Genomic DNA, 21,512 nt, shown 5'->3' with positions numbered 1-21,512 from the left:
ATTGCAAAAAACAATTCCTGCATTTATTATTTAAATATTATTTAAAGTATAAATATATACCATTGATAAATGCAATTATGCCAGAAAAGAATATCACTATAAGCCATTGTGAAACACCTAAAGGATAGGTATGAAATATTCCTTGAAGAAATGGCACATAGAGTATACATAAGAGCATAACAATAGATGTAGCTACCGCACCTATAAGATAAATATTTGTAAATAAGCTTATCTCAAATAAAGAGTGATTTTCTGATCTGCATTCAAATACATGTATAAGTTGTGATATTATAAGAGTACAAAGAGCTATAGTTCTTGAAGTTTTAAGTCCAAATCCTAAATAAAGACCTACTACAAAGGCAAGTACCGTACAAACTCCAATCAATGCCCCTCTTACAATTATCTTTTCACTAAGTCCCCTTGCAAATATACTTTCATCTTTAGCTCTTGGTTTATCTTTCATTATATCACCCTGGGGTGGATCTACCCCAAGGGCTATGGCAGGAAGCCCATCTGTAGCCAAATTTACCAGCAATATTTGTATAGGAAGCAGTGGAGTATCTAGATAAAATAAAGAAGTTAAAAACATAGTCAAAACTTCCCCTAAATTACAGGACAGCAAATATCGTATAAACTTTCTTATATTATTATAAATTACCCTTCCCTCTTCCACTGCAGATACTATAGTTTTGAAATTATCATCTAATAGTATCATAGAAGATGCCTCTTTAGTTACATCTGTTCCAGATATACCCATGCAAATTCCTATATCTGCCTCCTTAACAGCTGGAGCATCATTTACCCCATCTCCTGTCATGGCAACAATATTGTTTTTGGATTTAAAGGCTTTAACTATTCTTAACTTATGCCCCGGATTAACCCTTGCAAATATAGATATATCATTTACTCGGCTTGAAAGCTGTTTATCGTTTAGCTTGTCTAATTCTTCTCCCGTTATAACTTCTCCTTGACTTTTACATATATTTAATTCTTTTCCTATGGCAAAAGCCGTATTTTTATGATCCCCTGTTATCATAACAGGTCTTATACCCGCCAGTTTGCATTTTAACACAGCATCTTTTACTTCACTTCTAGGAGGGTCTATGATTCCTGCTACTCCTATAAAGATCAAATTATTCTCAAGAGACTTATTAGCATAAACTTCTTTATCCTTATAAGCACATGCTATACATCTAAGTGCATCAAAAGACATATTTTCCACTGACTTTAAAGCCTTGTTTTTTTCAATAGCTGTAAAAAGTTTTACCTGTCCTCTGTCTAATATATATTTACATTTATTTATTACCCTTTCTGGTGCCCCTTTTACATAGCATACCTTTTTCAAGCCCTCCTTCATTATAACAGACATCATTTTTCTATCTGAATCAAAGGGTATATCATAAATTCTACTGCCTTTATCTAAAAAATCCTTCAAAGATTTACTTTCTTTAAAAAAAGCTTTTATAAGGGCCGTTTCCGTAGGATCTCCCATAAGTGCCTCTGAAATCTTCTTTTTCTTAGGATCAAAGTTAGAGTCATTACAATATGTAAAAGCTTTTTTCATAAGAATATTCTCTGGTAAACTCATCTTTTCTAATTTGTGCATTTTTCCATTAAAGTATAAAGCCTTAACAGTCATTTTATTCTCAGTAAGAGTCCCCGTTTTGTCACTGCATATTATGGAAGTACACCCTAATGTCTCAACAGCAGGCAGCTTTCTCACTAAAGCATTTCTTTTTAGCATCCTAGATACTCCAAGGGCAAGTGCAACTGTAACTATAGCTGTAAGCCCCTCTGGAATAGCAGCTACTGCTAAGCTCACTCCTACCAGAAACATCTGATATTTATCCTGTCCCCTCCACATACCAGTTAAAGTTACCATAATACATATTACTATACATATTACAACTAATACTTTTCCCAAAGAAGAGAGCTTTTCTTTAAGAGGGGATTTCTCCTTTTCAATATTCTGAAGCATACCTGCTATCTTTCCCATCTCTGTATCCATACCCGTTGCTACTACTTTTGCTTTCCCTTTGCCTTTTACAACTATGGTGCCCATGTATATAGAATTATTTTTCCCTGAAGTACTTTTTTCTACCCCTAAAGATTCCCCAGTTAAAATAGATTCATCTACCATAAAATTACCTTCAGACATTAGAACACAATCTGCAGGTACCTTGTCTCCTGTTTCCAAGAGTACTACATCCCCTATAACCAATTCTCTGGCATTTATAACCTTTAATTTACCACTTCTAATCACTTTTGATGTGGGAGATGCCAATTCTTTCAATGCCTCCAGAGATTTCTCCGTTTTAAATTCCTGAGCAAATCCTAATATGGCATTCATAATTACAATAATAAGTATAGTTACAGCATCTGCCCTCTCCCCTATAAATCCAGATATTATAGTAGCTACTATAAGAATCCAGGTTATGAAATCATTAAACTGGGAAAGAAATATTTTTACTGGGGATATTCTCTTCTTATTTTCTAGTAAATTAGCACCATACTTTTTAAGTCTTCTCTCTGCTTCCCCTTGAGTTAATCCATTTTCTAATTCTCTCTCATCTACCAATTCTATCCCTCCAGGATATTTATTTTATACAACTAATATATGCCCTTTTCAGCTTACATTATGACAGAATAATCTCTATTTATATGAATGCTGTTACTATTGCATGTAGATAATTAATTAGAGTTTTGCTATAATATTATTGTTTGTATACCAATGAAGTGATTCCAAGGGTTATGTATTATAGCCTTTGGATAAGTTCTTGTAAGGTTCAGATGGAGAAAAGTATTTCTTATAAGCAAACTCCAACTGAACCTAACAATCACTTGATATTTAGGAGGAAAAATTTATGAACGACATTATATACATCACGGGACATAGTAATCCAGATACGGATTCCATATGCTCTTCCATAGCTTATGCAGAATTTAAAAATAAAACAGGTTTAAATGCAATTCCCATAAGATTGGGAGATATAAATAAAGAAACTCAGTTTGTGCTGGATTATTTTAATGTAAAACCCCAAAGGTTAATGACAAATGTTAAAGCTCAGATTTCAGATTTAGATATCGATAGTGTAAACCCTATCTCTCCACAGACTTCTTTAAAAACCGCATGGTCCATGATAAGTAAGACCAGTGTAAAGACTCTTCCTGTTGTAGATGAAGAAGATAGGTTAATAGGAATTGCATCTCAGTCAAATGTAACCTCTTATTATATGGATATATGGAATGCCAACATAATAGAAAAAAGTGGTACCACTCTTGAGAACATATTAGACACTCTTTCAGCTAAATGTCTAAATACCTTTGATGAAAACTCCACATTTAACGGAAAGATTATAGTTGCTGCCATGCAGCCTGAAAGTATGACAGCTATGATAGAAGAAGGAGATATAGTAATATGCGGTGACAGACAGGATGCACAGGATGCAATACTAAATTGCAAAGCTTCTCTTATGATAATAACAGGCAACCACACAGTAGATGAAGACATAATAAAAAAGGCAGATGAAATGAAGTGTACAATTATAGTTACTCCTTTTGATACCTTTACTACTTCCAGATTGATTCCCCAAAGTATTCCTGTGGGATATGTTATGAAAAAGGACGATATATTGTCTTTTAAAACTTATGACTTTATAGATAAAGTAAGGGAAGTCATGTTAAAAACCAGATATAGAAGTTATCCCGTAGTAGACTCTGAAAATAAAGTCATAGGAAATATTTCCAGATATCATTTAATTTCGCAAAACAAAAAAAGAGTAATACTTGTGGATCATAATGAAAAAACCCAATCCGTCCAGGGACTGGAGGATGCAGAAATTCTAGAAATACTGGATCACCATAAAATAGGTGATGTAAAGACTGGTTCTCCTATATACTTTAGAAATGAACCTGTAGGATCTACAGGAACTATAGTAGCCTCAAGGTTTTTTGAAAACGGAATAAGGCCTTCTCAAAAAACTGCCGGACTTCTCTGTGCTGCTATAATTTCAGATACTTTATTATTTAAATCTCCAACTTCTACAGATTTAGATAAAATGATGTTAAAAAGGCTATCTGCTATAGCTGGCATAAATCCTGAAGCTTTTGCAAAAGAAATGTTCAAAGCTTCTTCTTCTCTTAAGGGAAAAACTCCACAGGAGATATTAAATGAAGATTTTAAAACTTTCAATATTTCTGATGTTAAAGTAGGAGTTGGTCAGGTTCAAATTATGGATGCTGAAGAATTCAAGTGCATAAGGCAGGATGTATTGGATTTTATGGGATTAAAATCTTCTGAAGAAGAATTCGGACTTATAATACTTATGGTAACGGATTTATTAAGGGAAGGTTCTGAACTCATAGCTGCAGGTACACAAAAAGATATTGTCTCCAAGGCTTTTGGAGTAAATCTAATAGATAATGGAGCCTATGTACCTGGCATTTTATCAAGAAAAAAACAAGTTATACCACCTCTTACTGCCGCAATGTCTTCTTAAAAAACTAAATATATAAAACTTGCAGGTTATTAATAATAACCTGCATTATGCTCTAATCCTGTTTTACACCTTTTTTCATATGTTCTCTCATTATTTGAAATAGTCCTCTTATTATCTTTTCCCTGTTTGATCTATCTAGGTTTACAAAAGATACTCCACATATTAATTTTTTATTTTCTCTATTCTCATGAATTCTAATCAGTTTTCCTTTTACATCCAATCTATCATTTTCAAGAGGAAGTGTTATCATAATCTTATCTCCCAGTTTTAATTTATCTTTTAAACTGGCATCTACAATGATTTTCATTCCTCCACCACTCATATCTAAAGAACATGCTTTAAATACCTCTACTTGATCATTTAAATTATTTAAACTTTTTTCCACAGGAATCAATGCACACAATATATCTACTATCAAAGGCACCCTTACAAAATTTCTTCTTTGAAAAAGTTCCACTTTTTCTGGTTTTCTAAGCATTATTATAAGTATTTTCTCTATTTTACGCCCAATAACCACCGTAAAAAATTTATATATATTTTTTCCTTCATAGTATATTCCCTCCACTTTATCTCCCTTTCGAAGAGACATATACTTATGATTACATGTAGGAACACTTATACCTATATAATCTTCCGATACATCCTGAATATTACTTTTATATACTTCTCCACCATCATCTATTTCAATTCTGTTATTAATCACAAACTCAACCTTGCATTTCATATTACCTCTTCTCCTTACAAAAATTATAAAAGAATATTAAAAATTTTTCTAATAAGCTATTTATTATTATATCATTGTAATTTAACTGTTTGTATATATTTATATACATTTGTTCATTATTTTTTAATTTAAAATATATAAAAGACCTGAAAAAGTATACTTTTTCAGGTCTTTTATATAATTAATCGCGTATATCTGACATATCTACAGTTCTCATCTTTACATCACAATTTTCATCATATGGTAATACATTCTCTTCTAAGTACTCTAAATGATCTGCTTCATCCTCTTCTTCTAATTTATCCTCTTTAATACTCTCTTCTCTTAAATCTTCTTCTTCTTCATCTAAATCCTGCCTGTAATAAGGCATGGAATATCCCTCATAATAAGGATATATTGGTGGGGGCATTTGAGGCATGTAATTCGCCGGATACATATGTCCCATATATGGATTTACACCACCCATAAAAACAGGATACATTCTATAAAAAGCAGGTTCATAATAATAAGACATATCTATAGGGTATTGATAATCATCCTCCATGTCATCATACATATCATCATTTTCGTCCATATATTCATCCGGCTCCATATCTGGCCACCTGTACATAATATAACTCCTCCTGAAAATATTACATCTATACATTATATGTTTATATAATACATATGTTTACATAAAATTATCTTTTCATATTATTTATAAGTCCCCACATCTCATCAGCAGTGGTAAGCCCTTTTGCACCCAGGGCAAAAGCTCTTTGAGCTAATATCATATCTGTGATTTCCCTGCCCAGATCCACATTGGATTGCTCTAAATACCCCTGAAGTATATTTGCATCTTGATTTTCAGTGATTTGAACATTCTCTGCTGGCAGGTATATATTATCGCCAATGGATAACATAGAGTCCTGCCCTACTGCATTATATACATTTATCTTTCCATATAATACACTGTTATCATCTACATTCACATATATTTGTCCCTTTTTATCTACTGTAAAATTATCATTATTAAGTAAAACTCCTGAATTCATCAAATTAGTTCCTTCTTCTGTAAGATTTACCTCCAGCCTGTTTCCATCTGGATCCACCAATTCTCCCATTGAATTCACATTAAAATTTCCTGCTCTTTCATAGCCTTGAGTACCGTTTTGAAGAGTCACTCTAAAAAATCCTTCTCCGTCTATTGCCATATTTGCTTTTAACCCTGTTTCCTGAAGGCTGCCCTGTAAAGTATCTCTAAGCCAGTTTGTAGTTCTAACTCCCGTACCGTTAATAGTGTTTTCCCCTTCATCATTGACCGGATATCCATTTCTATCTAAAGTTTCATATACCAGATCCTGAAAATTTACAACCTCTCTTTTATAACCAACAGTCTCTGCATTTGCCATGTTGTTAGATATACTATTGAGTTTTTCCTGTTCGGCATTCATGGCACTTGCACTGTTCCATATAGCTCTAAGCATGAAAATCCCTCCTAAAGTAATTCTTATATACTCTATACTTTTCCCGCCTCATTTATCAATTTATCTAAAGTTCCATCTATTGACTGAACTACCTTTTGATCTGTTTCAAAGGTCCTCATAGTGGTTATTAAATCAGACATTGTATTTACTAGATTTACATTGGATTTTTCCAGTGATTTTTGTTTCACTACTGTATTTATCTCTGCTGCATTTTCTCCAGTATATAAATTATCTCCAACCTTAGTTAAGGCATTATAGTCATTAAAATCTACCGTATATATTTTATACCTTTCATTTCCATCTATACTTATATTTCCATAAGCATCTGAAGTCATATCTCCATCACCTACATTTATGGCACCCAGTGCTCCTGTCTGATTATCTCTTCCTATAACTGTATTTCCAGAATCATCTACCAGTATTCCCTGTGTATTTACATGAAAATGTCCGTCTCTTGTGTAAAACTCATTTCCGTCTTCTCTCCGAACTGTAAAAAATCCTCTACCATCAATAGCAAAATCTGTAGATACGTCAGTGGACTCTATAGTACCTTGAGTAAATCCTGTATCCACTGAATCTATTTCACTTCCTAGTGTCATAGAACCTATTACATTCCTTACATTTTTTCCATTTACTACTTTATCATAATTCTGTATAAGTACTTCATTAAATGGAATACTTTTTAAGTTGTCCTGTTTAAATCCAACAGTATTTACATTAGCTAAATTATTTGTTATTACATCCTGCTTTGCCTCTTGAACTATCATACCAGATACAGCTGTATAAAAGCTTCTAATCATTTATTTTCCTCCCCACTATTGATAACCTTCATTTCATCTGGATATTTCATTCCCATAGAACGGGCCTTATCCTCAATTTGACTTTTACTCATTTCATATTGAATTTTTACACCACTCATAACAAATGTAGCTATTAGAATACCTATACCTATGCCTATTAATATTTTTCTATCGCTAAAAAAATCAAAAATTAATTTTATTCTGTATATAACTCTTTTATTAATAAAACCTCCCCCTTATCAATGCCCGTTTTTTCAGACACCTCATTTATAGACATACCTTCTTTAAGCAATTCTCTTATTTTATGGATTTTAACATTATTGCCAGTTTCTCTTTCCTGTTCGCCGCTGGTGGATTCTTCAGATTGCTTTACAATAATATTTTCACTGTATCCATCCTTATTTTCATTTTCTAAAATATTAACCGGGTTATAGTTTGAATTGTTATCTGTCTCATTACTATCCAAGCCAATATTTTCAGTAATTTTTTGGCCTCTGCCATTATAAAGCATTACTTCAGCAGCTGGATTTTTTCTTTCATATCTTAAATTTTCTATTTCCTCATGAAGTTTGAGTATTGTTTCTGAAAATTCCTTTTTTATCTTAGCAATTTCAGCTCTATAATCCTCCATGCTATTTTGTTTCACAGTCAATTGATGTTGAAAAGATTTCTTTTCCTTAATCACTGCATTTAAATTCAATACTATAAGAAGTATTCCTATTATAATCATCAGTATAATTAAATTCATATTAACTCCTCTTTTAAAACATCTAATTACTCACTATAAATTTACATATATTTCAACTTTGCCATGGCTTTTCTCAAATGCACTATTGCCCTACTATGAAGTTGACATACCCTAGACTCAGATACATTTAAAATATGACCTATTTCTTTTAATGTTAACTCTTCATAATAATATAAAGTAAGTACTAAATTATCTTTTTCATTTAAAATTTCTAAAGCTTTGGCTAAATATTTTAATTTTTCTTTCTCCTCCAGGCTCCTTTCCGGACTGGGGCTTTTAGTATCTTCTATAGTGCCCATAATAGGAATATTATCCTCATCGGAAAATACCAGATCCTCTAAGGAAACCATAGATATATAATTTATATAATTCTCAATTTCCATCATTTCCTTTAAAGATATCCCAAGTTTATTTGATATTTCAACACTATTAGGTTCTCTGCCTAATTCTCCTTGAAGATATTCCACTGCTGCATTATATCTATTAAGCTTGTCCATAGCCCCTTTGGAAATAGGACTATTTCTTCTCAACTCATCTATCATAGAACCTTTTATTCTTATGGAGGCATAAGTGGAAAATTTCATACCCCTATCCTTATCAAACTTATTTATGGCATCCATCAAACCTAAAGTTCCATAGCTGACTAAATCTTCATATTCAATATATTTAGTCTTTCCTATTATGACTCTAGACGCGATATATTTCACTAGAGGAAGATATTTTTTAACTAGTTCTTCTTTTATATTTAATTCATTTGCCAAAGCCATAATTTTAGTCTCCCTTCATTTTTCTTATATTCTGTCATAGTATGCTTTAATCTTTTTATGAAAAAATATTAAAAATTTTCTTAAATAAATTCTGAACATTAGCTTTTGATTCAAAATTTTTAACTCCTGTGAGCTTATTTGCTATAAAATTTATATCTCTTGAAGCTTGTGAATTTGGATAGTTTATCAAAAGTGGAATTTGATTTCTAACAGCTTGTATAAGATTTTTATCATCTGATATGTATCCTAGATACTCAAGTTCAATACTCAAAAATTTATTTACTACACTGTTAAATTTATTAAAAGTTTTTTCTCCTTCTTTAATATCTATAACTCTATTTATAATTACCTTGGCTCTATCTTTCAACTTAAAGTGATTTACAGCTTTTAACAAACTATATGCATCTGTAAGTGAAGTAGGTTCTGGTGTAGTTATTGTAATAAACTCCTCGCAGCAACTTATAAAAGCCAACACGTCCCTGTTTATTCCAGCTCCTGTATCTAATATTATATACTCCACATCATTTAAAGAAGATAATTTTTTTATAAAATTCTCCCGTTGAGTTTTTGTTATACCTTCAATCTTTAAAATTCCAGTTCCTCCTGGAAGCAATTTTACTCCAAAAGGCCCTCTAATAATAACCTCTTCTATAGTTTTATTCCCCAAGATTATATCGTACACATTATATTTAGGTAAAAATCCCATAAGCACATCATCATTGCCCATACCCATATCCCCATCAAATATTAGAACTTTTTTGTGCATTTTTTGTAAAGCTATAGATACATTTACTACAAAATTACTTTTTCCAACCCCTCCTTTACCAGAAGCAACTGCTATTATCCTAGGTTTTGTATTACACACCGGGTCTACTTTGGATTGTTTATCTACCTGAGCTAATTTTCTCAATTGTTCAGCTTGATCTAGCATATAATATCCTCTCCCAATACAAGCTTTGCTAATTCTTCAGGTTCCATAATTTTTATATCTTCTGGTACATTTTGTCCTGTTGTAACAAAACTTATAGGCTTTTTAGCTAATTGTAATATATTCAATATAGAACCATAAGTTGATGTCTCATCCAACTTAGTTATTATTATGTCACTGTAATTTAACTTCTTATATCCATTTACTATTACATCTATATCTTTATTTTTAGTAGTACAACTTATTACTAAATGTACATTACTGGTCTGAACCTTGTCTATAAATGCCCTTAACTCCGATATTTGCATCTCATTTTTACTACTTCTTCCTGTAGTATCTATTAAGATAATATCGCAGCTTTTCATATTATCTATAGCTTTTGCCATATCCTTCATGGAGAATATCACCTGAAAAGGTATATTCATTATATCTGCATAAGTTCTAAGCTGTTCTACTGCTCCTATTCTATATGTATCTATGGTTATAAGACCTACTTTTTTCTTTTCAATAAGCACAAGTTTTCCAGCAAGCTTTGCAATGGTGGTTGTTTTACCCACTCCCGTAGGTCCTACTAAAACAACCACATGTTCTAGTTCTTTATTATCCACTTTTATCATGCCTTTTACTACTTCTTTTAATTTTTCCTCTTCTTCTCTATCATCATCCATTGCATTTATACTATTTAATATTTTCTTTACTACACCATGGCTAAAGTCACTATTTTCAAGTCTTATTTGAAGCTTGCTTTTTCCAATATTTCCATAAGAACCTTGTATCACTTCATTTAACATATTTTTCATCTGTTGTACTTCTTTTATCACAGCATCATTATTTTTATCTATTATACTATTTTCATAAAATCCTCTAGGTGTATTGGAACTTTTTATAATATTATTTGGTACAGCTTTATCATCTAAAGTTGTATCTTTGATTTTATTATCTATTATTCTTTTTATAGCCTCAACACTTTGTTTCATATCATCTTTATTATCATGACGTCTCTTTTTATCCTCTTCTTTTTTGTTGTCCACAGCTGCAGTAACCTCTAAGATCCTTTTGGAAAAAAAACCTATTATTCCACTTTTTCTAATCTTTCTCTGACTTATAATTATAGCTTCATTACCTAACTCATATCTGATTCTAGTAATAGCTTCGTTCATGTTATTGGCCTTATATCTTTTAATGATCATTATATTGAAATCACTCCTTCAGTCTTTATCTCCACATCATTTGGTATTTCATTTAACGATAGCACATTTACAGACTGAAATACCATCTCAATTAATTTTCTAAAAGGTGCCCTTATTTTAGGCGAAACCAATATTATAGGCTGATTTTCATAGAAATAAACTGAATCCAGAACTTTTTTTATAGAATTTAATATTTTATTTGTAGTTTCAGGATCTACAGAAGGAAAGGAACCCTGCATAGATTTCTGAATATTACCGCCTATTAAACTCTCTAATTCTTGTGATAAAGTAACTACTACTACAGCACCATTTTCATCTATGAAAGAATTACATATACTTCTTCCCAAAGAGAATCTTACATATTCTGTTAGAAGCTCAATATCTTTTGTGCTTCTTGAATTATCCGCCAGAGACTCTAATATGGTTACCATGTCCTTTATAGATACCCTCTCTCTTAAGAGATTCTGAAGTACTTTCTGAACTTCTCCTATTGTAAGTAAATCCGGTATAAGTTCCTCTACTACTGTAGGATATTTTTCCTTTACAGAATCTACTATTATTTTAACTTCCTGTCTTCCAAGTAATTCATAGGAGTGATTTTTTATGGTTTCTGTTAAATGAGTTACCATGACAGTGGTAGGGTCTACTACTGTCAATCCTTTAATTTCTGCTTCTTCTCTTTGATCTCTGTTAATCCAGGTAGCTGGCAGTCCAAAAGAAGGCTCCACAGTACTTATACCCTGAATAGCAACATTGGAATTAGTGGGATCCATGCATAACAGCATATTTGGAATAAGTTCTCCTCTGGCCATTACAGTACCCCTTATCTTTATAACATAATCATTAGTCTTTAACTGAAGGTTATCTCTAATTCTAATAGGCTGTACTATTATCCCCATTTCAATGGCACATTGTCTTCTAACTGAAGTTATCCTCTGAAGTAAATCTCCCCCTGAACTCTCATCTGCAAGTGGTATTAAACCATAACCTATTTCTACTTCCATAGGTTCTACAGATATGAGATTCATTACATTTTCCGGTTCCTTATTTTCTATTTCAGTCATTTCTTGATTTTCCATTTCAATCTGCTGCATATTCTGCTCTTTTTCATCTTTATATAGGAGATAAGCTGCTATGCCACAAGCTATTGCCAATATAAAAAATGCCAGATGAGGAAGCCCAGGTATAATTGCTAAAAATAGAAGAACTGCTCCTGCCATAGCTATTACTTTAGGAAATCCAGTAAGCTGTCTCATAGCCACAGTACCAAAATTTTCACTACTTCCAGAACGGGTAACAAGTATACCAGAGGCTGTAGATATTAAAAGAGCTGGAACTTGAGTTACTAACCCATCACCTATGGTAAGTTTAGTATAAGTTTGAGCTGATGTTGAAATATCCATTCCCATTACCACAACCCCAATTATTATTCCCGCTATTATATTTACCACCATAATTACAAGTCCTGCTATAGCATCACCTTTTACGAATTTAGAAGCACCATCCATAGCTCCATAAAAATCTGCCTCCATCTGAAGTTTGGACCTTCTGGCTCTGGCACCATTTTCATCAATCAATCCTGAATTCAAATCTGCATCAATACTCATCTGCTTACCAGGCATAGAATCCAGTGTAAATCTAGCTGAAACTTCAGATACTCTGCCGGCACCGTTGGTTATTACTATAAACTGTATAATTACTATAATCAAAAATATAATTATTCCTACAATATAATTTCCACCTACAACAAAATTTCCAAAAGAATTTATAACTTCTCCTGCATAACCATCCTTTAATATAAGCCTTGTAGAAGATACATTGAGGGCTAATCTAAATAAAGTTGTAATTAAAAGTAGTGTAGGAAATACCGAAAATTGAAGTACTTCTGTGGTAAACATGGTTAAAAGTATAATTATTACAGATAATGTTATATTAAAAGACATAAGAATATCTAAAAGTTCCGGCGGCATAGGTATTATAATCATAAACACTATCATAATAACTACAAGAGCCATTATTATATCTACATTGTTCTTTAAAGTAAATCTTCTTTTGCTTCCTTCCAAAAATATCACCTCATCTTATAAACCAAAGCCAATACCTCTGCTACTGCTTGATACATCTCCATAGGAATCTCTTTATCCAGGTCTACCTCTTTGTATATAAGTCTTGCAAGAGGTGGATTTTCAATTATAGGAACATCACAATCTTTGGCCACTTTTTTTATTCTAAGAGCTACTAAATCTTGTCCTTTCGCCGAAACTACAGGTGCATTTTGATTCTCTTCATATTTAAGCGCTACAGCTACATGAGTAGGATTTGTTACTACTACTGTAGCCTTTGGAACTTCCTGCATCATTCTCCTCATAGCCATTTCCCTTTGTTTTTGCTTTATTTTACTTTTAATCTGTGGATCTCCCTCATCCTGTTTATACTCCTCTTTAACCTCCTGCTTAGACATTTTTAAATCTTTATTGTATTGAAAAATCTGAAATATGTAATCTATTATAGCTATAATTATCATTATCATAGCTACTCTAAAAAATATGTTTACTGTAAGCTTTGAAATGGCCTTTACTATACTTTCAAAATTCAAACTGCTTAAAGTCATTATATATAGATAATTATCCTTTACGAATTTCACTCCTATAATTCCAACTACAGTTATTATAAAAAGACTTTTCAAAAGTTCCATTACAGCTCTCATGGAAAACATTCTCTTAAATCCATTTATGGGATTTAGCTTTGAAAAATCCGGCTTTAAGGGATGAGAAGTCACAAGTCCTCTGGTTTGGAAAAAATTTGCTAAAACCCCCATGACAAGTATAGGCACAGCCACAGGTAAAAATATTATTGCTAATCTCCAAAGGGTTATAAAAGTTATTTTTTGCACACTGGCATAATCTAAAGACATAACCAGATAATTATTAAAAAATGTTATCATAGTAGCTTTTACTTGAGAGCCTACATATCCCCCAAGGGCAAGTATAACCAGTGTAGAAGCCAGAAGAGTGAGAGCCAGGGCTATTTCTTTACTCTTTGGAATCTGTCCTTTTTTTCTAGCATCACTTTTTTTCCTCGGAGTAGCTTCCTCTGTCTTATCATCAGATGCAAATATTATAAGCAGCGGCAGTGTATTATAGAATCCCTTTATAGAGTCTGGTATGGCTTGAAAAGAATTCCCCATAATTTTTAGAAATATAGGAAGTGCAAAGCAGAAGGAGCCAAGCCCTATTAATATTTTAATTGGAAGTCCAAGTATCATTATATTAAGTTGTGGAACAGTTCTTGCAATAAGAGACATAGTTAAATCCGCTATCAAAATTATAAGCAGTATGGGTATTGCTATTTTTAAAGCTATAGAAAAATACATTATAAATGCTTTTATTATAATATTAATAGAACCCTGTGCTAAAAAAAAACTCCCCAGCTTTATAGCAGCAAAACTATCTATGAGAGATCTTATCAGCATATGGTGTCCATCTACAGCAAGAAAAACTACCATACAGAACCAATACATGAGCCGTTCTAGTAGAGTGGTATTACTGCTGGAATTTGGATCGAACATACTCATCATAGAAAGTCCTACCTGTAAATCCATATAGCTTCCTGCGATCCTAAAAGCTGTAAAGCACAAGCTTACCAGAAAGCCTAATGTCAACCCTGCCGCAGCCTCATTTATACAATTATATACAAAAGGTATAGTACTACTTATGGTATTTACAGTAGAATAATCGATTCCTGGTAAAAGTATATAAGCTATAACTAAAGTCAATCCCACTTTTACTATATTAGGAGTACCATTTGGAAAAAATATAGGAATCATTGTAAAAAAGCAAAATATTCTTAATGTTACAAGTATTAAAGCTGTAAAATACAAAGTATCTATCAAATTACCCACTCCATCAATTTTATTATAGATTCCTAAATATGATTTAACTTATACATAAAAAACTTTCTTAATTATTAACTCTTAATTGTCTCTTCACTGAGTTATATTAGCTATATATGTAAAAATTCTTTCAGTAAAACTTACTATCTGGTGAAGCATCCAACTTCCAGTAAGGAGTCCTACTATCGCTACGGCTATTAACTTAGGTACAAAGGTGAGAGTCTGCTCTTGTATCTGGGTAGTTGCTTGAAATATGCTTATTATAAGACCTACCAGTATGGAAATTATTAAGATAGGTGCAGAAATCAAAAGCCCTGTCTGTATTGCATCTCTTATAATACCCATTACCATATTTTCGCTCATATAATCCCCCTCATGAAAAACTTATAATTAAAGATTTTACTAATAAATACCATCCATCTGTCATTACAAATAAAAGAAGTTTAAATGGAAGTGATATCATAACCGGCGGAAGCATAAACATTCCCATAGACATAAGCACACTTCCTACCACCAGATCTATTATCATAAAAGGTATGTAAAGCAAAAATCCGATTTGAAAGGCGGTTTTTAATTCACTTATTATGTACGCAGGAATCACCACATAAAGAGGTGCATTGTCTTTTGTAACCTCATAATTTAATTTGGCTTCATCCACAAACAATTTAAGATCCTTTTGTCTTGTCTGCTTTAACATAAATTCTCTAAGGGGCTTGGCTCCCTTTTCTATAGCCTGTTCTTGAGTTATACTATTTTGCAGATAGGGTTGTATGGCCTCAGAATTTATTTTTCCATAAACAGGTAACATAATGAATACCGTAAGAAAAAGAGCAAGTCCAACTAATACCTGATTAGGAGGAGACTGTTGAGTTCCCATGGCAGTTCTCAAGAATCCAAAGACCACTACAATTCTTACAAAACTTGTCATCATCATTATAATAGATGGAAGCAGCGTAAGTATTGTAAGCATTATGAGTAACTTTATATTACCCACATACTGCTGAGGTGTGGAAGCATTGTCTACAGAGATATCTATATTAGGTATAGGAAAATCCGTAGGTGCGCCGTGAACTGTATGAACTGTGAAAATAATAAAATATACCACTAAAACTGAAATAATTATACTATTTGTGTGGAATTTACCTTTCATCTTTATCTTCCTTTTTACCCTTAAGTTTTTTAACTAAAATATTCTCATTAGTTTTCCTTAAAATATTTTTTAATTCCATTTTATTATATAAGTCTTTTAAATTCTTATATTCATATACATTTCTCTTTTTTTCCATATCTGATATTTCTGTTTCATTTAATTCGTATATTATTTCAACCCTACTATTAGTGGACGAAATCACATACGCCTTATCTCCAATTTTCACTATTAACAAACTGTTCTCTTTTGAAATCTGAGTTCTCTCCACTACCTTTATATATCTGCCATTTTGAATACTTTGAAGTTTACCTCCACCATATTTTACTGATATATATATAAGACAGAGTATGAAACCTAAAGATATAATTATTTTAAAAATCATCCACCATAATTCAAGATCCATATAAATTTCTCCATGTTAAGTCAAATTATAAAAAACTATCCATATATACTACTGCGTTAATATGTCACTAAAATATACATTATTTATTTTTCCTTTTTCCAGCATTGGATTTATCCTTTGAATAATTTCTATTTTTATATTATCCATATTTTTGTCATTTATGTCTTCTACCTTTTTAGTCCTTAGAACCTCTATAATAGCATCCCTTATAATTGGAGTTTTTTCTGTTAATTCATCAGTCAATTTTTTACTGTCATAACCAAGATATACATTTACCTTTAAATAATTTTTTCCATCTTCATCTGCTAAATTTATGGTAAATTCACTCAAGTCAAAGGTTTTAGCTGAAACTACATGCTGCAGATAACTTGAACTTTCTCCACTTTGAGTTTGTGTTTGTGTTTGGGTTACATTTGAAGTAGTCATATTTTCGTTAGAATTTGTATTTTTATCACTTAAAAATTTACTATATCCAAAAAACACCCCAGCTCCAACCGCTGCCACAAGAAAAAACACTATTAAAATTACTTTTAAGCCCACGCCACCATTTTTTTTCTCTTTATTTTCCACTGTGTTTTCTCCTTTCAAAATATTATGCAAAATTGTAAATTAATTTTTCATATTGACTAAATATATATTTTTCTCTTGTATTCTATGATTTTTTCAATTATCTCATCATTGGATTCCTTGACTATATATTTATTTCCATTTACAAGAGTAATTACACTTTGTGGAATTTCTATTAATTTCTCTATATGATCTGAATTTATAACAAATTCTTTTTCATCTAATCCTGTAAGTTTTATCATAAAATGCCTCCTTAAAATATATCAATATTTTTCAAAGTCCTTATAAATTTTAACATCCTCCTACATAGTATTCAATGTAAAATTTATAAACAAAATCATGAAAATATGTAATTTATTATAAACTCAAATATATGCACATTTCAAGTAAAGTAATTACTAGGCTATAGAAACTCAGTTTTTAAAATATATTGACATATAAGATAAATTATTATTTATCTTAAAGTCAACATATTTTAAACTAAAAACTATCTGCTATCTTTTTAAGTTTATTAGATCCTCCAATATAGTATCCCCTGTAGTTATTATCTTGCCATTTGCCTGAAAAGCCCTTGTAGCCACTATCATATCTGTAAACTGCTGTGCCAGATCCACATTTGACATTTCAAGAAATCCCTGGGTTATTTGACCATAACCTTCACTATTATCATTTTCAGCGCCTTTTCCACTCATTACTATAGGCTGTCCTGAATTTGAGGATGTAGTATAAACATTTCCTCCTTCTTTTACAAGTCCTCCTTCATTTTGAAAGGATACCATAGCTATCTGGCCTAAAACAGCTGTAGTTGAGTCTGTAAGTTGCGCCGTTATAATTCCATCTTTACCTACAGAAAAAGATTTAACCTTTACTAATTGATCATCCTTAGTTATATAATTTGGAATGGATAGTGGTACCAATTTATCCGTAACTGAAGTTACAGTACCATTGGCATCCACAAACTGTACAGCATTTTGAAATGTATCCTCTGTATCATTTTGCAGATAAGTTATGGTAGAAGTGTTGTTTTCATCTGTTACCAGATAACCCATAACTCTGTATCCATTCTGGTTTATCAGATTGCCCTGGGTATCCAAATAAAAGGATCCATCCCTTGTATAATGGGCCTCTATGGTATTTTCTACTTCATTGTCTCCCCCGCCCAGTATATTATTATCTTCATCAATTGAAATTCCTGTATCATCCGAAGTTTCTCCCAGCTTACCTGTACCTACTACAAAATATCCTGTTCCATCTATTGCAAAATCTAAATTTCTATTTGTAGTCCCCATACTTCCTGTGGTAAAATCTGTGCTTATACCTGCTATTTGCACTCCAAGACCACTTTGTTTTCCATTAACTCCTCCTATGCTAGTACTTGGTGCACTTGGATCCGAAAGATTTTGACTTATCATATCCTGAAAATTCATACTTTGAGTTTTAAATGCTGTGGTTGAAGCATTAGCTATGTTATTTCCAATCACATTTAATTTTTGCTGATTAGCTCTAAGGCCGCTAATCCCTGAATACATCGATGGCAACATATCTATTTCCCTCCAATTTTAAATAATTTAATAAACTTGTTCTGTTTCACTCTCTCCGCAGAACCTGGCCTCCCTAAGGTCCAGCCATTTAATTTCATCTACACTATTACCATACTGTCTATATTGGTAAATACATTATTATCACTTGAGTTTTTATCCATAACCGTAATCACAGTTCTATTTTTTATGGAAGTAATAAATACTGTGTCTTTGTAAAGCAGTGCAGATTCTCTGCATCCTTTATCTTCTGCCCTATTTATAGCAGAGTTTATATTTTTCATATCTTTTTCACTTAAATTTATATTTCTACTCTTAAGTCTTTCTGCTGCATGATTTGATATGGTAAAGCCATTTGTCTTATTAATCTGGTTATTTAGGGTATCTTTAAAAGACACCTTACTAGAAGTTTCATTTACATAATCCAGTTTGTTACATACTTGCGGCAGCTCTTCTGCAAAGTGCAATTTGCCATTGATAACTCTATATGCCATAGACATCACACTCACTTTTTATGAGTCTTCCACCTTTGAAATCTCACTAAAATAGAAATCTTTAATTTCATCATCAGAAATTTTTACTTTTACAGTTATGCCATCTGTCCCCCGAGATACAGATTGAACAGTTCCACTATAATAGTTTCCATTACTATCCTTTTGGATTGTTTCAACTTTTTTACCTATAATCGATGCAGCATTTAAAAACATCATATCAGCAGTAGTTGTATTATATGCCTCCGAATCATCCACCTGAAGCAGATCATCTATGTTGTAATTCTCGGTCTTATAAGAGGTATTACCATCAGAATCTGTGGTTGTACCTGTTATTAACTTGAGTTCAACGTCATCTCCATCTTTCACCACTCCAACTACCTTACCTGTAATGTAGTTTCCTTCAGAATCCGTATCGCTTAAAGTTACATATTTATTTACAAGTGAATTTGCTGTAGTAACTTTGTTTGTATTATTCAAGTTCATCATTTGCTGAAGAGCAGAAAACTGTGCCAACTGGCTTATATACTCCGTTGAACCTTGTGAACTGCTATCTGTAGGATCCTGATTTTCAAGTTCTGCACAGAGTATTTTTAAAAACATATTTAAATCCATGTCATATCCGGTATTCTTTTTTACTATTTTAGTTCCATTTTCCGTAGTGTCTGAACTTTTATCGGATGAAATGGAGTAATATTTTTGGGTATCATCAGACGTATTATTGTCATCTGAGGTTTCTTGAGTATCTTGGGTACTTGTATTGGCCGCTAATGTCCTAAAGGCTTGATTATAACTCTGATTTAACATATTATCCAGTGTTATTGACATAATTCGCCTCCTTTATCTCACTTTTAACCTATGCCAGTATATTTACATTATTGTTGTAATAATAGTCATTTTGAGTACCTTGTTCATCTTCCACTATATTATTTAAAGTTGAATTTTTATTTTGTTGACCACTGCCCTGCTGCTGGTCTTTTCCACTTTCGTCCCTAAAAAAGGTAGCATCTTCACTATATATATTTAAAGATAATCCCTGAATCTTTATATCATTAGTCTGAATCTTATTAGATAAATCCTGTAAGTTAGCATTTAAAAGATTATATGCTTCTTTATTTGAGGTTGTTAACACTGCCTTTAATTTTCCTTCCTGCATAGTAAGATTTATAGTAATTTCCCCTAATTCTTTAGGATTTATCTTAACAGTTAACTCTTTAACATTATTTATGTCCATATACTTCAAAGTTTTTATTATATCTGAATCAAAAGAGTTTTTATTTATAACCATTTCCCCTAAATTCTGTACAGAATTGTTTGTATCCATATTTTTTAAATGAGTCATAAAAGTAGTAACTTTAGAAATTTTATCCTCTGAAGATCCGCCATCTATAATTTTCTGAAGTATACTTTCTTCACTTTTAGCTGTACCATTTCCCATAGACGACTGTGCATTTTTCTCCTCTGAATCACCAGAGTTATTATTGGATACTCCTTGTGATGATGTAGGCAAAATAGTGTTATCTGCATCTATTTTACTGGAGTCATATTGACTTTGCAGCTTTAATATAGATAAATTATTAATATTTTCTTCTTGAGGTGTACTTAAACTCAGTTCTTTTTTCAATGCAGTGTTAATTTCACTTTTAACCTTGTCATATATACTTCCTTCCTGAGATAATCTGGCTGAAATGCTGCTATTTAATTTTTCTATAAGCTTATCATTAAACTCCTGTGATGTTCCAAATTGCTCTAAAATATCCGAAAGATTAGTTACATTTTCCTTAATAATTTTAGATATCACATCACTGCCTACAGCAGCTGTATTTTGTTCTTCATTAGCTGATGAAATATAGTTTAAATTTTGTAAAATTTCACTGCTTATTTTATTACTTATCTGTTCTATAAATTCATCATTATTCCCCTGAAGATTCAAGTTGTCTGTTGAATTATCCTCACTTTTAAACAATATATTTATTAAATACATCAAAGCATTCTGGCTTATGTTGCCCTGGGATAAGTCTTCCTCCAAATTTTCTATATCTTCTTCACTAAAACCAGCTTTCTTTAACTCACTTTTCACTTTTTCATTTAATTCAACTTTTTTGCCACTTAAATTTTTATCAACAGAGGTTTTATCTCCATCATTATCTTTTAAAGTTTCATTTTTTGCTCTATCTACAGATGTGTCTTTATTTTTTACTGTATTATTATCTGAAGAAGTTTTTAATAGAGTACTGAAATCATTGGAAGTATCTTTAGAAGTTTTACTGCTATTATTAACTTTAGTACTGGAAACATTATTTAATTGTATACTATTTAAATCTATCATTTATTTTTCACCTCCTTTCA

General features: G+C 31.8%; 22 protein-coding genes. 1 reads left to right on the top strand and 21 read right to left on the bottom strand.

Translation table 11 applies throughout. From position 1 onward, the window contains the following. Positions 1-37 precede the first annotated feature (37 nt). Positions 38-2,578 (bottom strand): calcium-translocating P-type ATPase, PMCA-type, encoded by a 2,541-nt coding sequence (locus tag BS101_RS07320; protein WP_073538231.1) that lies wholly within the window; start codon positions 2,576-2,578, stop codon positions 38-40. Between the two features lie 286 nt (positions 2,579-2,864). On the opposite strand from BS101_RS07320, the gene BS101_RS07315 reads away from it, so the two are divergent. Then, positions 2,865-4,499: a putative manganese-dependent inorganic diphosphatase gene (locus tag BS101_RS07315; protein WP_073538230.1), complete on the top strand. Its 1,635-nt coding sequence runs from the start codon at positions 2,865-2,867 to the stop codon at positions 4,497-4,499. Positions 4,500-4,551: 52 nt separating this feature from the next. Here the strand turns inward: BS101_RS07315 and BS101_RS07310 are convergent, their stop codons facing one another. The 20 genes from BS101_RS07310 to BS101_RS07220 form a co-directional block, all read right to left on the bottom strand. Further along, a complete protein-coding gene (locus BS101_RS07310) occupies positions 4,552-5,223 on the bottom strand; it encodes a flagellar brake protein (RefSeq protein ID WP_073538229.1) in 672 nt (223 codons plus the stop codon). Between the two features lie 181 nt (positions 5,224-5,404). After that, positions 5,405-5,833 (bottom strand): hypothetical protein, encoded by a 429-nt coding sequence (locus BS101_RS07305; protein WP_242951423.1) that lies wholly within the window; start codon positions 5,831-5,833, stop codon positions 5,405-5,407. Positions 5,834-5,903: 70 nt separating this feature from the next. Further along, positions 5,904-6,689, bottom strand: coding sequence for a flagellar basal-body rod protein FlgG (locus tag BS101_RS07300; protein WP_073538227.1), 786 nt, complete (start codon positions 6,687-6,689; stop codon positions 5,904-5,906). Positions 6,690-6,721: 32 nt separating this feature from the next. Continuing rightward, positions 6,722-7,489 (bottom strand): flagellar basal-body rod protein FlgG, encoded by a 768-nt coding sequence (locus tag BS101_RS07295; protein WP_073538226.1) that lies wholly within the window; start codon positions 7,487-7,489, stop codon positions 6,722-6,724. Then, positions 7,486-7,608, bottom strand: a complete 123-nt coding sequence (locus BS101_RS24220) for a hypothetical protein (protein ID WP_265874094.1) — start codon at positions 7,606-7,608, stop codon at positions 7,486-7,488. Before BS101_RS24220 ends, BS101_RS07295 begins: the two co-directional genes overlap by 4 nt. A gap of 77 nt (positions 7,609-7,685) precedes the next feature. After that, complete coding sequence (locus tag BS101_RS07290) at positions 7,686-8,237, bottom strand: hypothetical protein (RefSeq protein ID WP_073538225.1); 552 nt, start codon at positions 8,235-8,237, stop codon at positions 7,686-7,688. Between the two features lie 41 nt (positions 8,238-8,278). Further along, positions 8,279-9,004 carry a FliA/WhiG family RNA polymerase sigma factor gene (locus tag BS101_RS07285; RefSeq protein WP_073538224.1) on the bottom strand — a complete coding sequence of 242 codons (726 nt, stop codon included), beginning with the start codon at positions 9,002-9,004 and terminating at the stop codon, positions 8,279-8,281. A gap of 55 nt (positions 9,005-9,059) precedes the next feature. Beyond that, entirely contained in the window at positions 9,060-9,935 is an 876-nt protein-coding gene (locus BS101_RS07280; protein WP_073538223.1) for a MinD/ParA family protein, read from the bottom strand. Then, positions 9,929-11,122 (bottom strand): flagellar biosynthesis protein FlhF, encoded by a 1,194-nt coding sequence (gene flhF, locus BS101_RS07275; protein WP_073538222.1) that lies wholly within the window; start codon positions 11,120-11,122, stop codon positions 9,929-9,931. Before flhF ends, BS101_RS07280 begins: the two co-directional genes overlap by 7 nt. Continuing rightward, entirely contained in the window at positions 11,122-13,137 is a 2,016-nt protein-coding gene (gene flhA / locus BS101_RS07270; protein ID WP_416232344.1) for a flagellar biosynthesis protein FlhA, read from the bottom strand. The genes flhF and flhA overlap by 1 nt, the downstream gene beginning before the upstream one ends. A gap of 56 nt (positions 13,138-13,193) precedes the next feature. Beyond that, entirely contained in the window at positions 13,194-15,014 is a 1,821-nt protein-coding gene (locus BS101_RS07265) for a fused FliR family export protein/FlhB family type III secretion system protein (protein WP_073538220.1), read from the bottom strand. Between the two features lie 93 nt (positions 15,015-15,107). Then, on the bottom strand, positions 15,108-15,377 hold the full coding sequence (fliQ, locus tag BS101_RS07260; RefSeq protein WP_073538219.1) for a flagellar biosynthesis protein FliQ: 270 nt from the start codon (positions 15,375-15,377) through the stop codon (positions 15,108-15,110). Positions 15,378-15,387: 10 nt separating this feature from the next. After that, on the bottom strand, positions 15,388-16,164 hold the full coding sequence (gene fliP, locus BS101_RS07255; RefSeq protein ID WP_073538218.1) for a flagellar type III secretion system pore protein FliP: 777 nt from the start codon (positions 16,162-16,164) through the stop codon (positions 15,388-15,390). Continuing rightward, positions 16,154-16,567 (bottom strand): flagellar biosynthetic protein FliO, encoded by a 414-nt coding sequence (fliO, locus tag BS101_RS07250; protein WP_012101544.1) that lies wholly within the window; start codon positions 16,565-16,567, stop codon positions 16,154-16,156. The genes fliP and fliO overlap by 11 nt, the downstream gene beginning before the upstream one ends. A gap of 48 nt (positions 16,568-16,615) precedes the next feature. After that, positions 16,616-17,137 (bottom strand): flagellar basal body-associated FliL family protein, encoded by a 522-nt coding sequence (locus tag BS101_RS07245; protein ID WP_073538217.1) that lies wholly within the window; start codon positions 17,135-17,137, stop codon positions 16,616-16,618. 56 nt (positions 17,138-17,193) lie between these two features. Beyond that, complete coding sequence (locus BS101_RS07240; RefSeq protein WP_012101542.1) at positions 17,194-17,376, bottom strand: flagellar FlbD family protein; 183 nt, start codon at positions 17,374-17,376, stop codon at positions 17,194-17,196. 252 nt (positions 17,377-17,628) lie between these two features. Next, positions 17,629-18,675, bottom strand: a complete 1,047-nt coding sequence (locus tag BS101_RS07235) for a flagellar hook-basal body complex protein (protein WP_073538216.1) — start codon at positions 18,673-18,675, stop codon at positions 17,629-17,631. Between the two features lie 98 nt (positions 18,676-18,773). After that, entirely contained in the window at positions 18,774-19,166 is a 393-nt protein-coding gene (locus tag BS101_RS07230) for a TIGR02530 family flagellar biosynthesis protein (RefSeq protein WP_073541174.1), read from the bottom strand. An 18-nt stretch (positions 19,167-19,184) separates the two neighbouring features. Next, a complete protein-coding gene (locus BS101_RS07225) occupies positions 19,185-19,991 on the bottom strand; it encodes a flagellar hook capping FlgD N-terminal domain-containing protein (protein ID WP_073538215.1) in 807 nt (268 codons plus the stop codon). A gap of 28 nt (positions 19,992-20,019) precedes the next feature. Further along, entirely contained in the window at positions 20,020-21,492 is a 1,473-nt protein-coding gene (locus BS101_RS07220) for a flagellar hook-length control protein FliK (RefSeq protein ID WP_073538214.1), read from the bottom strand. Positions 21,493-21,512 lie beyond the last annotated feature (20 nt).

This window comes from Clostridium kluyveri (assembly GCF_001902295.1).
GTDB classification, from domain to species: Bacteria; Bacillota; Clostridia; order Clostridiales; family Clostridiaceae; genus Clostridium_B; species Clostridium_B kluyveri_B.
The sequence above is the reverse complement of the archived record's forward strand: the minus strand, read 5'-3'. Positions and strand labels throughout refer to the sequence as shown.